At 73.8% G+C, this 13,015-nt stretch carries 11 protein-coding genes; 8 read left to right on the top strand and 3 right to left on the bottom strand.

All coding sequences use genetic code 11. The features are described 5' to 3' along the window. Window positions 1-3: 3 nt before the first annotated feature. Entirely contained in the window at window positions 4-1,389 is a 1,386-nt protein-coding gene (locus IO40_RS0123380; protein WP_031176068.1) for a salicylate synthase, read from the bottom strand. Then, entirely contained in the window at window positions 1,386-2,159 is a 774-nt protein-coding gene (locus IO40_RS0123375; RefSeq protein WP_016473194.1) for a thioesterase II family protein, read from the bottom strand. The genes IO40_RS0123380 and IO40_RS0123375 overlap by 4 nt, the downstream gene beginning before the upstream one ends. Before the next feature lie 374 nt (window positions 2,160-2,533). Between IO40_RS0123375 and IO40_RS0123370 the strand changes: the two genes are divergently transcribed. The 5 genes from IO40_RS0123370 (at window position 2,534) to IO40_RS0123350 (ending at window position 7,737) form a co-directional block, all read left to right on the top strand. Then, a complete protein-coding gene (locus IO40_RS0123370) occupies window positions 2,534-4,120 on the top strand; it encodes an ABC transporter substrate-binding protein (RefSeq protein WP_016473193.1) in 1,587 nt (528 codons plus the stop codon). Continuing rightward, complete coding sequence (locus tag IO40_RS0123365) at window positions 4,117-5,067, top strand: ABC transporter permease (RefSeq protein ID WP_031176067.1); 951 nt, start codon at window positions 4,117-4,119, stop codon at window positions 5,065-5,067. Before IO40_RS0123370 ends, IO40_RS0123365 begins: the two co-directional genes overlap by 4 nt. Continuing rightward, entirely contained in the window at window positions 5,064-5,927 is an 864-nt protein-coding gene (locus IO40_RS0123360; RefSeq protein ID WP_031176066.1) for an ABC transporter permease, read from the top strand. Before IO40_RS0123365 ends, IO40_RS0123360 begins: the two co-directional genes overlap by 4 nt. 8 nt (window positions 5,928-5,935) lie before the next feature. Further along, a complete protein-coding gene (locus IO40_RS0123355) occupies window positions 5,936-7,393 on the top strand; it encodes an ABC transporter ATP-binding protein (RefSeq protein ID WP_016473190.1) in 1,458 nt (485 codons plus the stop codon). Window positions 7,394-7,488: 95 nt separating this feature from the next. Beyond that, window positions 7,489-7,737, top strand: a complete 249-nt coding sequence (locus tag IO40_RS0123350) for a hypothetical protein (RefSeq protein WP_016473189.1) — start codon at window positions 7,489-7,491, stop codon at window positions 7,735-7,737. Between the two features lie 58 nt (window positions 7,738-7,795). On the opposite strand, the gene IO40_RS0123345 is transcribed toward IO40_RS0123350, so the two are convergent. Next, entirely contained in the window at window positions 7,796-8,731 is a 936-nt protein-coding gene (locus tag IO40_RS0123345; RefSeq protein WP_016473188.1) for a LysR family transcriptional regulator, read from the bottom strand. A 232-nt stretch (window positions 8,732-8,963) separates the two neighbouring features. On the opposite strand from IO40_RS0123345, the gene IO40_RS0123340 reads away from it, so the two are divergent. From IO40_RS0123340 to IO40_RS0123330, 3 genes are all read left to right on the top strand, one after another. Further along, window positions 8,964-9,761, top strand: a complete 798-nt coding sequence (locus tag IO40_RS0123340; RefSeq protein ID WP_016473187.1) for an enoyl-CoA hydratase/isomerase family protein — start codon at window positions 8,964-8,966, stop codon at window positions 9,759-9,761. 73 nt (window positions 9,762-9,834) lie between these two features. Beyond that, complete coding sequence (locus IO40_RS0123335) at window positions 9,835-11,523, top strand: acetate--CoA ligase (protein ID WP_016473186.1); 1,689 nt, start codon at window positions 9,835-9,837, stop codon at window positions 11,521-11,523. After that, a complete protein-coding gene (locus IO40_RS0123330; RefSeq protein WP_016473185.1) occupies window positions 11,520-12,884 on the top strand; it encodes an MFS transporter in 1,365 nt (454 codons plus the stop codon). The genes IO40_RS0123335 and IO40_RS0123330 overlap by 4 nt, the downstream gene beginning before the upstream one ends. Window positions 12,885-13,015 lie beyond the last annotated feature (131 nt).

The following is a 13,015-nucleotide window of genomic DNA, read 5'->3' as shown; positions in this document are numbered from 1 at the left end:
GGTTCACGGGGCCGTCACGGCGGTCGGCACGACTGCCCCTCCCGTGTCGTCGGACACCGTTGTCGCGTCCGCCGGGACCAGGTGGCCGCTGACCGCCCGGAGTTTCTCCCGGGTCTCCTCCAGTTCCCGTTCGGGGTCGGAGTCCGCCACGATGCCGGCCCCGGCACGCAGCCAGGTCCGGCCGTCCTTGCGCAGGACGGTGCGCAGTACCAGGGCGGCGTCCAGGGTGCCGTCCCGGTCGAGCCGGACGACCGCGCCGCTGTAGAGCCCGCGTTCGCGCTCTTCCGCGCGGCGGACGGCGGCGAGCGCGGGCGGTTTGGGTATTCCGGAGGCGGTCACCGCGGGGAAGAGCGCGGCGAGGGCGTCCCACCGGTCGCGGCCGGGTGCGAGTCTGCCGCGCAGCCGGGAGGCGAGGTGCTGCACGCTGCCCCGTTCCTCCACGCCCATGAACGCCTCGGCGCGTACCGTCTCCGGGAGGCAGACCGAGTGCAGTTCCTCCTGCACCAGGCGTACCGAGACGGCGTGTTCGTACACCTCCTTGGCGTCGCGGTGGAGCTGGGCGCGGCGGGCGGCGTCCGCCGCGGGGTCGCCCGTCAGGGCGCGGGTGCCGGCCAGCGGCTGGGCGGTGACGAGGCCGTCGGCGTCGATCCGGGCGACTATCTCGGGGCTGAACCCGGCGGCCTCCCATCCGCCGTGCCGCAGGAGGAAGGAGCGGGCCGGGCGATGGCCGCGCCTGCCCGCCACGTAGGTGGCCGGCAGGTCGATCTCGCGGGGCACGGTCACGCTGCGGGAGACGATGGCTTTGTCCAACTCCCCCGCCCGGATGGCTCGTACGACCTCGGTGACGGCGGCGCGGTACCGGGCGGCGTGCTCCTCCAGGTCGACGGTGATCCGGGAGGCGACCGGGGTGGTGGCCGCGCGCTCGGCGGTGCGCAGCCGCCGCTCCAGTGTGTCGAGGGCGTCCGGGCCTGCGGCCCGCAGTACGGCCGCGGAGGGCGTCAGCCTGATCTCGCGCCGCGGGACGACGAAGCGGGCGAGGAGACGGCCGGCGGGCACGTCGCCGCCGTGGTAGGCGTGGGCCAGCTCGTAGGTGATCCAGCCGTGCGCCGTTCCCGGGCCGCCGGTCTGTGCGCGGAGCAGTTCCCCGGCGGCGGCCAGTGGGTGGGCGCCGGCGGGCAGTTGCGCGGTCGCGGTGTCCGGGCCGTACCGGCGGACGGCAGTCCCGTCCACCTCGACCACGACGGCCTCGCCCTCGCTCCATACGACGTCGCCGCCTTGTTCGTACAGCAGGTGCGGCTCATCGGTGGCCGCGCACAGGGCGGCGGCGACGGTGACGGGGTCGCCGCTGAAGGTGAGTCCGCGTTCGGGGAAGGGGTCCCGAGGGGTCACGAAAGGTTCTCGCTTTCCGGTTGGGGGCGGGCGCCGGCGGCGGTGCGGGTGAGGTCCGCCAGGAGGCGCAGCACCGGCTCGCGCCGGGGGGTGAAGTAGAAGTGGCCGCCCGGGAAGGTGTGCAGGGCGAAGGGGCCGGTGGTGTGGTGCGACCAGCTCCCAGCCTGCGCCTCGTCGACCTCGGTGTCCGCGTCTCCGAGCACGGCGGTCACCGGGCAGTGCAGGGGCGGGGGTGCGGCGCGGTGGTAGGTCTCCGCGAGCCGGAAGTCGGCGCGGACGGCGGGCAGGTAGACGGCGCGGACGGCGGGGTCGGCGAGCAGGTCGCCGCGGGTTCCGCCGAGCCGGACGAGTTCCGCGACCAGTTCGTCGTCGGGCCTGGTGTGCATGTCGCCGCGGGCCGGCGCGGAGGGGGCGCGGCGGCCGGAGACCACGAGGTGGCCGGGGGCGGCTCCCCAGGCGGTCAGTACACACGCGGTCTCGTAGGCGACCGCGGCGCCGAAACTGTGACCGAAGAGCACCAACGGGCGGTCGGTGAGCGGCAGGAGTGCCGCCGAGACGCCGGCGACGAGGGTCCGCAGGTCGTCGGCGGGCGGTTCGGACAGCCGGTCCTCGCGCCCGGGGTACTGCACCGCGGACAGCTCCACGTCCTCGGGGAGGCCGGCCGACCAGGCCGCGTACGGGCCGGCCGTGCCGCCGGCGTGCGGCAGGCAGACCAGGCGGGCGGAGGGCTTGTGCCGGGGCGTTCGGCAGCGCAGCCAGGCGTCCGTCACGTGCGTTGTCTCCCTTCGGCACAGGCACCCGGCGGAGGGATCGGCCCCGGTGGCGCGCACGGCGGGTGCGGGCCGGCGGGGTGCCGTCGGGCGCTGCCCATACAAGCCCTATCGAAAACGATTGTCAAAACTATTTGCCGACTACTGTTCGATTCGACGACCGGCCGCACACCACAACCCCGGCACACCGGGAGTCCCCAACTTCCGCTCCAGCTTGCGCAGTTGATGACATCCGACCGGGCGCGGCACACCGGCCCGCACCCCGTCCGGTTGATGGTGAAAATGATTGTCATGTAAGACTGAGGGGGTCTTCGCCTCTCAGCCGCGGGCGGCCCGGCACATCGGCGCGCCCGCCCCCTCGCACTCGGAGTGTCATGTCTCCCAGCCCCGCCATGCCCTCACCGCCCGTCACACGGCGCACCCTCCTCGCCCTGCTCGGAGTGGGGGCCGCCACCGCCGCCGCACCCGCGCTCACCGGCTGCACGTCCGACGGTGCGGCGGCGCCCACCGTGACCGGCGCGCCCACCGGCGAGCCCGGGCGCGGCGGCACCGCACGGCTGGCCTTCGCCGGAGCGGGAGCGGCCGAATCGCTCGACCCCACTGTGGGCACCTCGCCCTGCGACCTCGCCCGCTACTCGGTCGTCTACGACACCCTGTTCTTCTTCGCCGACGGCCAGGCGAAGCCGGCCCTCGCCACGTCGGCCGAGGCCGACACCGAGGCCGAGAGCTGCACCCTGGCCCTGAGACGGGGCGTGACGTGGCACGACGGAACGCCCTTCACCGCCGCCGACGTCGTCCACACGCTGGCGTACCGCGCCTCCCCCGACCGCGTCTCCCCCAGCGAACTGGCGGCCTACTTCGACCTCGCCGCCGCCGAGGCGCACGGCGACCACACCGTCGTCATACCGACCCGCCGGCCGGTCGGCGACCCGGCCACCCTCCTCGCGGGCGCCGGCCTGTACGTCATCAAGAAGGGCACCTCCTCCTTCTCCGCCGGCAAGGTGGTGGGCACCGGCCCCTACCGCGTCACGGCCTTCAAGGCGGGCGTCGAGACCCGGCTGGAGCGCCACGACGACTACTGGGACGGAGCCGGGTACGCCGAGAAGGTGGTGCTGCTCAGCGTCGACGACGCCCAGGCCCGGGTCAACGCGGTCAAGGACGGCCAGGCCGACTACGCCTCCGACATCTCCTTCACGACCGCGAAGGCGGGACCGCCCGGAACCGGCCTCCAGATCCGTGACGCGGGCAAGAACGCCCGCACGACCTACGGCTTCGTCCTCAACGTCGGCCGCGACCTGCCCTCCGACCCCCGCGTACGGCAGGCGATCAAGCTCGGCATCGACCGGAAGGCCCTGGTCGAGGCCGTCTTCCTCGGGTACGGCGCGCCCGCCAACGACCTGTTCGGGGCGGGAGCCAAGTACTACCTCGACGACGTTCCCGTTCCCGGACGCGACGTCGCGAAGGCCAAGCGGCTGCTGAAGGAGGCCGGTGCCACGGGCAAACCGTTCGTGGTGCGCACCGCCGAGTACGAGACCGGACTCAACTCCGCCGCCGGGCTCTTCGTGGAACAGCTCCGCGGCCTCGGTCTCGACGCCTCCCTGGTCAAGGTCACCACCGCAGAGGGCTACGACCCGGCCGGGATGAAGGCGTGCGACGCCATCTCCTTCCCCCTCGGGCCCGTCTCCCTCGCCCTGACCTACACCCGGTCGGCCGCCTTCAAGACCCTGGCCTTCCCGGACGAGGAGCTGGAGAAGGCCGTCGCCACGGCGTTGTCCACCACCTCCGAAGCCGACCGGGCCGAAGCCTGGGCCAAGGCCCAGCGGGTGATGGCCGAGCGGGGCAACTGGGTGGCCTGGGGGCGCGGTGACGTGCTGAGCCTGGCGAAGGAGAAACTGACGGGCATCGAGAACCGCGAGTCGCCGAAGTACCCGTGGCTGGGGAAGGTCGGGTTCGTCGCGTGAGAGCGGACACGGCCCGGTACGTCGCCGGCCGGCTCGGCACCGCCGCCGTCCTGCTGGCCGCCCTGTCCCTGGTGGTGTACGCGGGCGTCGACCTCCTGCCCGGTGACCCCGCGTCCGCCCGGCTGGGCCCCGACGCCACACCGGAACAGCTGGCGGCAGCGCGCGAACGCCTCGGCCTGAACGAGCCCTTGGCACAGCGGTATCTGGAGTGGGCCGGCGGTCTGCTCCACGGCGACCTGGGGACCTCGGCGAACGGCACCCCCGTCGCCGGGATGCTCGCCGGCCGGCTCGGCAACACCGCCGTCCTGACCGCCTTGACCATCCTCCTTCTGGTGCCCCTTTCCCTTCTCCTCGGTGTCGCACTGGGCCGCCGGGCCGGCAGCCGCGTCGACGGTACCGGCTCGACGCTGCTGCTCCTGACCACCGCCGTGCCCGAGTACCTGGTCGCCGGGGTGCTCGCCCTCGTACTGGGCGCGCAGTCGGGCTGGCTCCCGGCGACCTCGCTGGTGCCCGCGGGTGACTCGCCCCTCGTCCATCCCGAGGTGCTGGTCCTGCCGGTCCTCAGTCTGCTGTGGGTGAGCCTCGCCTACGCCACCCGCGTCATCAGGGCGCAGACGCTCACCGCGTGCCGCGCCCCGCACGTGGAGGCCATGCGGCTCAACGGCATTCCCGAACGGGCCGTGCTGTGCCAAGGGGTACTGCCGGCCGTGCTGCCGGCCGCCGCCCAGATCTGGCTGGTCACCTCCGCCGGCCTCCTCGGCGGCACCGTCCTGGTGGAGATCGTCTTCAACTACCCGGGGATCGGCAAGGTGCTGGTCACCTCCGTCAGCACGGGCGACCTGCCGGTCGTGCAGGCACTCGCGATGCTCATGGGCGCCCTCACCCTGCTGGCCACCATCGCCGCAGACGTCGTCGGCACCGCAGTCGGAAGAACGAGGTCCGTATGAACACCCCCGCACCGCCACGGCGCGGCATACGCGGTGGCCGGTCGTCCGCCGCCCGCGTCCGGGCCCGCGGCGGGAGGCGCACCACGGCCGTGGCCGTACTCGTCGGCGCCGTCGTGGTGGCCGGGGCGGCCGGACCGTGGCTCGCCCCGCACTCCCCCACCGAGGTGGCCGCGGCACCGTTCGCGGCCCCCGATACCGCACATCCGCTGGGCACCGACCACCTGGGCCGCGACGTACTGTCCCGGCTGCTGCACGGGGGTCCGCCGGTGCTGCTCACCACCACGCTCGCCACCGCGGTCACCGTGGTGCTCGGCACCACGGCCGGGCTGCTGGCGGCCTTCGTCGCACACCGCCGGCCCAGGGCCGAAGGCGTCGTCATGCGCCCCCTCGACGCCCTCGCCGCGCTGCCGCCCATGCTCGCCCTCCTGCTCGTCCTGACCTCCGTGCCCAGCCGGCTCGGCGTCGTGGTCGCCGCGTGTGTCGCCGGGGTCCCGCTGTCCGCACGGGTCGTCAGGGCCGCCGCACTGCCCGTATTGCACAGACCGCACGTGGAACTGGCGGTCGCGCGCGGCGAACGGTGGCCCTGGGTACTGCGGTACGAGGTCCTGCCGCTGGTCGCCACCACGGTGCTCGCCGACGCCGGCCTCCGCTTCGTCTTCTCCCTGTACCTGGTGGGCGCCGCCGGGTTCCTCGGCGTCGGGATGACCGGCACCGACTGGGGCACCCTGCTGCACGAGGCGCTGCCCGGTGCCGCTCTCCAGCCGTACGCACTGCTGGCGCCGCTGGTCCTGATCGCCGTCCTCGCCGTGGGCGTCAACCTGCTGTCCGACACGCTGACCCGCCCCCGGGCCGAGGAGTGAGCCACGCGATGCTCTCCGTCGAGAATCTGACGCTGCGTTCGGCCCAGGGGCCGGTCCTGCGCGGTGTGTCCCTGACCGCACGGGCCGGCGAGACACTGGCGGTGGTCGGCGCCTCCGGCTCCGGCAAGACGACACTGGCCCTCGCCGTGCTGGGACACCTGCGGCCGGGCATCACGCTGGGCGGCGGCCGGGTCCGCGTCGCCGGGCACGACACACTGCCCGAGCCCCACCCGCAGCTGCGGGGCCGTACCGTCGCCTATCTCGGGCAGGACGCCGGCTCGACCCTCAACCCGTACCGCCGGCTGGCGCGCACGCTGAGCACCGCCTCGGGAACCCGTGGCGAGCACCCCGTGGCGGCGCTCCTCCACCGGGTCGGCCTGCCGGCCGCCCTCGCCGGCCGGAGGCCCGCCGAACTGTCCGGAGGCCAGCAGCAACGTGCCGCTCTGGCCGCCGCACTCGCCCGGGATCCCCGGCTCCTGGTGCTCGACGAACCCACCTCCGCGCTCGATCCCGCGGCGAGGGACGAGGTCCGCGCGGAGCTCGCCCGCGTCCGCGCGGCGGGGGTGGGCCTGCTGTGGATCACCCACGACCTGTCCTCGATCGACGGACTGGCCGACCGCATCGTGGTGCTCGACGACGGACGCATCGTGGAGGACGCCCCGGCGGAACGCGTGCTGACCGCTCCGGCCTCCCGGGCCGCTGCGGCACTCGTCACCGCGGCGTCGGCGGCAGCCGGCCGTCCTCCCCGCGAGAGCGGCGGGACCCCGCTGCTGCACGTCGAAGGTCTCACCGCGCGGCGCGGCACCCGGCAGGTCCTCCACAACGTCGGTCTGACGGTGCACCCGGGACGGTGCCTGGCCGTCACCGGCGCCTCCGGCAGCGGCAAGACGACACTGGCCCGCTGCCTGGCGGGGCTCCATCCGCCGGCCGCCGGAACGGTCCTCCTCGACGGCCGGCCGTTGCCGGGGCGGGCGCACAAGAGGCGCACCGCGGACCGCGCGGCGGTCCAACTGGTGCCGCAGAGCCCGGCGGAGACGCTGCACCCCGCGCAGACCGTCCATGACGCCCTGCGGCGTCCGCTGCGCGTCCTGCGGGGGATGCGGGACGCACAGGAGATCGACGAGGAGATCGAGCGGCTGCTCGCCCTGGTCCGCCTGCCGGCCGGGCTCGCGCGACGGCTGCCCGGCCGGCTCTCCGGCGGCCAGCGTCAACGTGTCGCCCTCGCCCGGGCGTTGGCCGCCGGACCACGCGTCCTGCTGTGCGACGAGATGACCTCGGCCCTGGACTCGGTGACCCAGGAGTCCGTGCTCGGCCTGGTGCGTCAGCTGTGCGAGGAGCAGTCGCTGGGCGTGCTCGTCATCACGCACGATCCGCGGGTGGTACGCCGGATCGCCGACGACGAAGTCGCCCTCACGGACGGAGAACTGGCCCGGCGCCCTCGTGTGCCCGCAGGTCAGGCGCGGTGATCCGTCCGCCCGGCGGGCGGGGCTGCGGGTGCCGGGGGCCGCTACGGCCGGGCCCCCGCCGGGAGCGGTCCGGCCGGCCGCTACAGTCGGCCGGCATGGCGACAGACGACATGCGCAGCGGATTCTGCTCCCTGTGCGGCGGGGACGAGGTCCACGAAGCGGAGATGGCCGGGCAGTTAGGGCTCCGCAAGCCGGGCGGGCTGCTGATGAAGGTGAACGTCTTCACGGTTCTGGTGTGCACCGGCTGCGGCCATCTCCAGTGGCACGTGCCGATGGACGAGGAACGGCGTGACTGGCTGCGCAGGAAGACCCCCCGGGTGCGGCCCCGGCCGCCGCAGCGCTGACCGGTCCGGCCCTCCACAGGGGGAGCGCGGGTCGTGACCGCCCGTGCCCAACGCCGCCTCAGTCACCACTCCGGGCTGCTTCGGGCACCGCCTCCACCAGACGGTGCCCGGCCGCCGTCAGTCCTTCGGACACCGCCTCGGTGAACGCGACGATCGCCTCGTTGTGGCGGGTGGGCACCCACACGACCGAGGTCTGCCAGGCCAGCGTCGCCCCCTCCAGCGGGCGCCAGACCAGTCCGTCGGGAAGCGGTGTCGCCGGGGGCTCGTTGAAGTGGACGCCCCGGCCCGCGAGGACGAGACCGTGCACGAAGTGCGGGTTGCGCGCGTGCCGGATGGCCCCGGGCAGCAGCCCCTCGTCACGGCAGATGAGCAGCATGTGGTCGTACAGCCGTGGCGCCATCGCCCGGGGGAAGACCACCAGCGAGGCGCCGTCCAGGTCGCGCAGCCGGACGGCGCCCCCGGGCCGGGCCGCCGGGTGGTCGGCCCGCAGCACGACGCCCAGCTCCCGCCGTAGCACCGGCCCGGACTCCAGACCGACCGTGTCCGCGGGGTGCCGGACCACCCCCGCGTCCAGTTCGCCCTCACGCAGCCGCAGCAACTGCTCGTCGGTCGTCAGCTCGTGCAGGTCGATGAGCACGTCGGGGACGCGGCGGGCGAAGCCGGCGGTCAGCGTCGGCAGCACCTGCGGGCCCGTGTCCGGCGGCACGCCGACCCGCAGGACGCCCGCCTCCCCCGGCCGCACCCGCCGCATGGCCTCCCGTGCACTGTCGACGCCGGCCAGCACCGGCCGTACGTGCTCCAGCAACAGCGCGCCCGCCTCGGTGAGCTGAACCCGGGGACGGGTGCGGTCGAAGAGCCGCACACCCAGTTCGTTCTCCAAGTCGCGGATGCGCTGCGACAGCGGCGGCTGCGCCATGTGCAGCCGTTCCGCGGCCCTGCCGAAGTGCAGCTCTTCGGCCAGAACGGCGAAATAACGCAGGTGACGAAGCTCCATCGGCGCACCATATCGCTCCGATATCGCCGGCAGTCCCGATTGGTGTTAGCCGGATCACATCGCGGGCTGTTTGCATGGCTGCCGACGGGAAGCCCACCGGCCTTCACCCGCCCTCAACCCACCCACCCCATGTGCGGCGGCCATGCCGCAGCCCTCCCCTGCGCGCACGACAGGCGCAGTCAGGCCCCTGAAAACCACGGAAGCGACACAAGCGACAGAAAGGCATGCCCTCATGACCGACGACAGCACCGTCCTGGTGACCCGCCACCCCGTACCGGCCGACGGCGAGGGAATCCACGTGGCCGAGGTGACGCTCAACCGTCCCGACAAGCTGAACGCCTGGACCGCCGCGATGCGTGACCGGCTCGTCGCCGCGCTCGACGAGGCGGGCGCCGACCCGCAGTGCCGGGCGGTCGTGCTCACCGGCGCCGGACGCGCGTTCTGCGCGGGCCAGGACCTGGCGGAGACGGCCGCCATCGACCCCGACGACCACGCCGCCGCCGAGGCGTGGATCGACGACTTCGGCCGCCTCTTCCGCGCGGTGCGGGCCCTCGACAAACCGGTCGTCGCCGCCGTCAACGGGGTCGCGGCCGGCTCCGGATTCCAGTTCGCCCTCCTCGCCGACCTCCGCATCGGCCACGAGGGCGTCAGGATGGGACAGCCGGAAGTGCTCTCCGGCATCCCCAGCATCACCGGCATCTGGGCCATGCGGGGCATCCTCGGCCGCGCGAAGACCGCGGAGTTCGCCCTCACCGGCCGCCTGGTGGACGGCCCCGAGGCGCAGCGGCTCGGGCTGCTGTCCCGCCTGGTGGACCAGGACCGGGTGAAGAGCGAGGCGCTGGCGGAGGCCGCACGGCTGGCGGAGCTCCCGCCCGGTGCCGTCGCCCTGACCAAGGGCCGGCTGCGCGAACTGGACGACGCGGGGCTCGACGAGGCGGTCGAGGCGGCGAAGAAGGTGCACACGGCCGCCTACGCCACGGGCGAGCCGCAACGCGAGATGGCCCGCTTCCTGGCCGGCCGCCGCCGCTGAAGCCGGCCGGCCGCCGCCGCGTCGCACCGGCCCGTACCCCCCGGATCCGCCCCGCCCCACCAGGAGGAACACCATGACCACCGGCGTCACCCCCGCCGACACCGCCGATGCCGCTGATACCGCCGATACGACCGGTGACGGAGATTCCGTCTACCGCCGGCTCGTGGCGGACCACCGCTGGAGCGTCCCCGAGCGGTACAACATGGCCGCCGACGTCGCCGACCGGCACCCGGGCGACAAACTCGCGCTCATCTTCGAGGACCACACCGGCCACCGGGAGGAGGTCCGCTGGCAGCAGGTCCAGGACCGCTCCCGCCAGGTGGCCGCGCATCTGCACGCGCTCGGTGTCCGCAAGGGCGACCGGGTGGCCGTGCTGCTGCCGCAGCGTCCGGACACCCCGGCCACCTATCTGGGCGTCCTGCGGACCGGCGCCGTCCTGGTGACGATGTCGCTGCTGTGGGCGGACGAGCCCATCCGCTACCGGCTGGCCGACTCCGGCGCGGGCGTACTGATCACGGAGCGGGCCGCGCTCGGCCGGGCCGAGGGCTTCGACGGCACCGTGGTGGACGTCGACGACCCGGCGATCGGCGCCCTGGCACCCGAGTACGCGACCGCCCCGACGGCCGCCGACGACCCGGCGCTGATCTTCTACACCTCCGGGACCACCGGACCGGCCAAGGGCATCGTGCACGCCCACCGCACCCTGCTCGGGCACAACGAGTTCCGCCACTGCCACGATCTGCGGCCCGGCGATGTCTTCTACGGCGCCGGGGACTGGGCCTGGTCCATGGCCAAGCTGATGGGCCCGCTGCGCGCCGGCGCCGTCCACCTCGTCCACCGGCCCGCCGCCGGCTTCGACCCGGCCGGGCTGCTGGCCGCCATGTCCCGTAACAAGGTGACAACGGCCCTGGTCAACCCCACGTTCCTCCGTAAGATGATGCAGGACGTCCCGGACGCCGGGACCCGCTATCCGCAGTCGCTGCGCGTGGTGTGCTGCTCCAACGAGCCGCTCACCCCCGACCTGATCGACTGGTTCCGCGAACAGTTCGGCGTGACCCTGCTGGACTACTACGGATCGACCGAGTCCTACCCGCTGCTCGGCAACTTCCCCGGCGTACCGGTCAAGCCCGGCTCCATGGGCCGGCCCCTGCCCGGCTGGGACGTCGCACTGCTGGACGAGCACGACCGCGAGGTGCCCGTGGGACAGCCGGGCGAGATCTGCCTGCGCGCCGGGTCCAACCCCCAGTACCCGCTGGGCTACTGGAACCGGCCCGAGGCGTCGGCCGAGACCTTCGGCGGCACCTGGTACCGCACCAAGGACCAGGCCGTCATGGACGAGGACGGCTACTTCTGGTTCCTGGGCCGCACCGACGACGTCATCAAGACCTCCGGGTACCGGGTCGGCCCCTACGAGGTGGAGGCCGTGCTGCGCGGGCACCCCGCCGTCGCCGACGCCGGAGTGGTCGGCGTCCCCGACCCGGTGCGCGGCCAGGCCGTCAAGGCGTGGATCGAGCTGAACCCCGGATACGAGCCGGGTGACGAGCTGGCCCGGGAGATCTCCGGCTTCGCCCGCACCACCCACTCCCGCTTCGCCTACCCGCGGCTGATCGAGTTCACCGACGAGCTGCCCCGCTCGGCCACCGGCAAGGTCCAGCGCGCCGCCCTGCGGGCCCGCGACCTCGGTGCCGCCGCGAACCCCGCGGCCCCAGCACCCGCCACCCCCGACACCGGTACACAGAGCACGAAGGACGGGCCACGGTGACGACAGACAGCACCCTGCCCCGGTCCGCCCCGGGGGACGAGACGCGCGGCGACGGCACGGCGGCCGAAGCGGCCGACGCACCCCGGGTACGGCGCAAGGTCGCCCTGGCGACCGCCGTCGGGAACTTCGTCGAGTGGTTCGACTCCGGCGCCTACGCCATCATGTCGGCCACCATCGCGGGACTGTTCTTCCCGCAGTACGACAAGACCGCCGCCCTCCTGGCGACCTGGGCCGTCTTCGCGGGCGGCTTCATCGCCCGGCCGCTGGGCGCCGCCTTCTTCGGCCGCTACGGCGACCGGATCGGCCGCAACCGCATGCTGGCGCTGAGCGTGCTGTGCATGAGCGGCTCGACACTCCTCATCGGCCTGCTGCCCAGTTACGCCACCATCGGCATCGTCGCCCCGGTGCTGCTCTTCCTGCTGCGCGCGGTGCAGGGCTTCTCCACCGGCGGCGAGTACACGGGTGCCTCCGCGTTCATCATGGAGTACGCGCCCGAGGGCCGCCGTGCCCGGTACGCGAGCGTCGTCCCGCTGACGGTGGGACTCGCCTCGGTGGCCGGCGCACTGACCGGGCTGGTGATCACCTCGTCCCTGGACGAGGCCGCACTGGAGAGCTGGGGCTGGCGCATCCCCTTCCTGCTGGCCGGGCCGCTGGGGCTCATCGGCCTCTATCTGCGCAGCCGGATCGAGGACACCCCCGTCTTCCGCGCGATGGAGCGGCGCGAGGCCGTGCAGGAGGCGCCGTTGCGGGAGGCGTGGCGGGCCTGCCGGCGGCAGGTGCTGACGCTCTTCGGCTACAGCATCACCAACGCGGTCGGCTACTACCTGATGAGCAGCTACATGATCTCCTACATGTCGGAGGAGGTCGGCTACACCAAGTCGCAGGCCATGCTCGTCGGATTCGTCGCAATGCTCGCCTACAGCGCGGCCTGCCCCTTCATGGCCGCCGCCAGCGACCGCTACGGGCGCCGGCCGATGCTGCTGGCGGCCTGCGGCGGCTTCGCGGTCGCCACCCTCCCCGTCTTCTGGCTGATCGGCACCGGACTGGCCGGAGCCCTCGTCGGCACGGCGGTACTGGCGGTGCTCGTCGCGGTGATCGGCACCTCCAACGTCCCGGCCATGGTCGAGATGTTCCCGGGCCAGCTGCGGGCCAGCGGCTCCGCCCTCGGCTACACGGCGGCCTACGTCCTGTTCGGCGGTACCGCACCGTTCGTCGCCACCGGTCTGGTCACCGCCGTCGGCAGTCCCCTCGCGCCGGGCTTCTACCTGATGGGGCTCGCCGTCGTCTCCGCACTGGTGGTCCTCTTCGCCTTCCGCGAGACCCTGCACCTCCCCCTCACCCGGACCGGCACCCGGGAATGACCCGGCCGGCCCCAGGGGCGCCGCCCGGCCCCGCACCCGGGCGGCGCCCCTTCACCGTTCCATGCGGCGGGCCGGCACATTGGACGGGCCGCGCGGAAGGGGCGGCTGTTGGGCAACCGTTCGGGTGCTGG

The sequence above is a fragment of the Streptomyces albus subsp. albus genome (genome assembly GCF_000725885.1).
Taxonomy (GTDB): domain Bacteria; phylum Actinomycetota; class Actinomycetes; order Streptomycetales; family Streptomycetaceae; genus Streptomyces; species Streptomyces albus.
This window is presented reverse-complemented; position numbering and strand designations above follow the sequence as displayed.

What these genes read in the sequence shown, in the direction of transcription:
- IO40_RS0123370 (WP_016473193.1), top strand. Translation starts at nt 2,534, where the DNA reads ATGTCTCCCAGCCCCGCCATGCCCTCACCGCCCGTCACACGGCGCACC.
- IO40_RS0123360 (WP_031176066.1), top strand. Translation starts at nt 5,064, where the DNA reads ATGAACACCCCCGCACCGCCACGGCGCGGCATACGCGGTGGCCGGTCG.
- IO40_RS0123355 (WP_016473190.1), top strand. Translation starts at nt 5,936, where the DNA reads ATGCTCTCCGTCGAGAATCTGACGCTGCGTTCGGCCCAGGGGCCGGTC.
- IO40_RS0123350 (WP_016473189.1), top strand. Translation starts at nt 7,489, where the DNA reads ATGGCGACAGACGACATGCGCAGCGGATTCTGCTCCCTGTGCGGCGGG.
- IO40_RS0123345 (WP_016473188.1), bottom strand. Translation starts at nt 8,731, where the DNA reads ATGGAGCTTCGTCACCTGCGTTATTTCGCCGTTCTGGCCGAAGAGCTG.
- IO40_RS0123340 (WP_016473187.1), top strand. Translation starts at nt 8,964, where the DNA reads ATGACCGACGACAGCACCGTCCTGGTGACCCGCCACCCCGTACCGGCC.
- IO40_RS0123335 (WP_016473186.1), top strand. Translation starts at nt 9,835, where the DNA reads ATGACCACCGGCGTCACCCCCGCCGACACCGCCGATGCCGCTGATACC.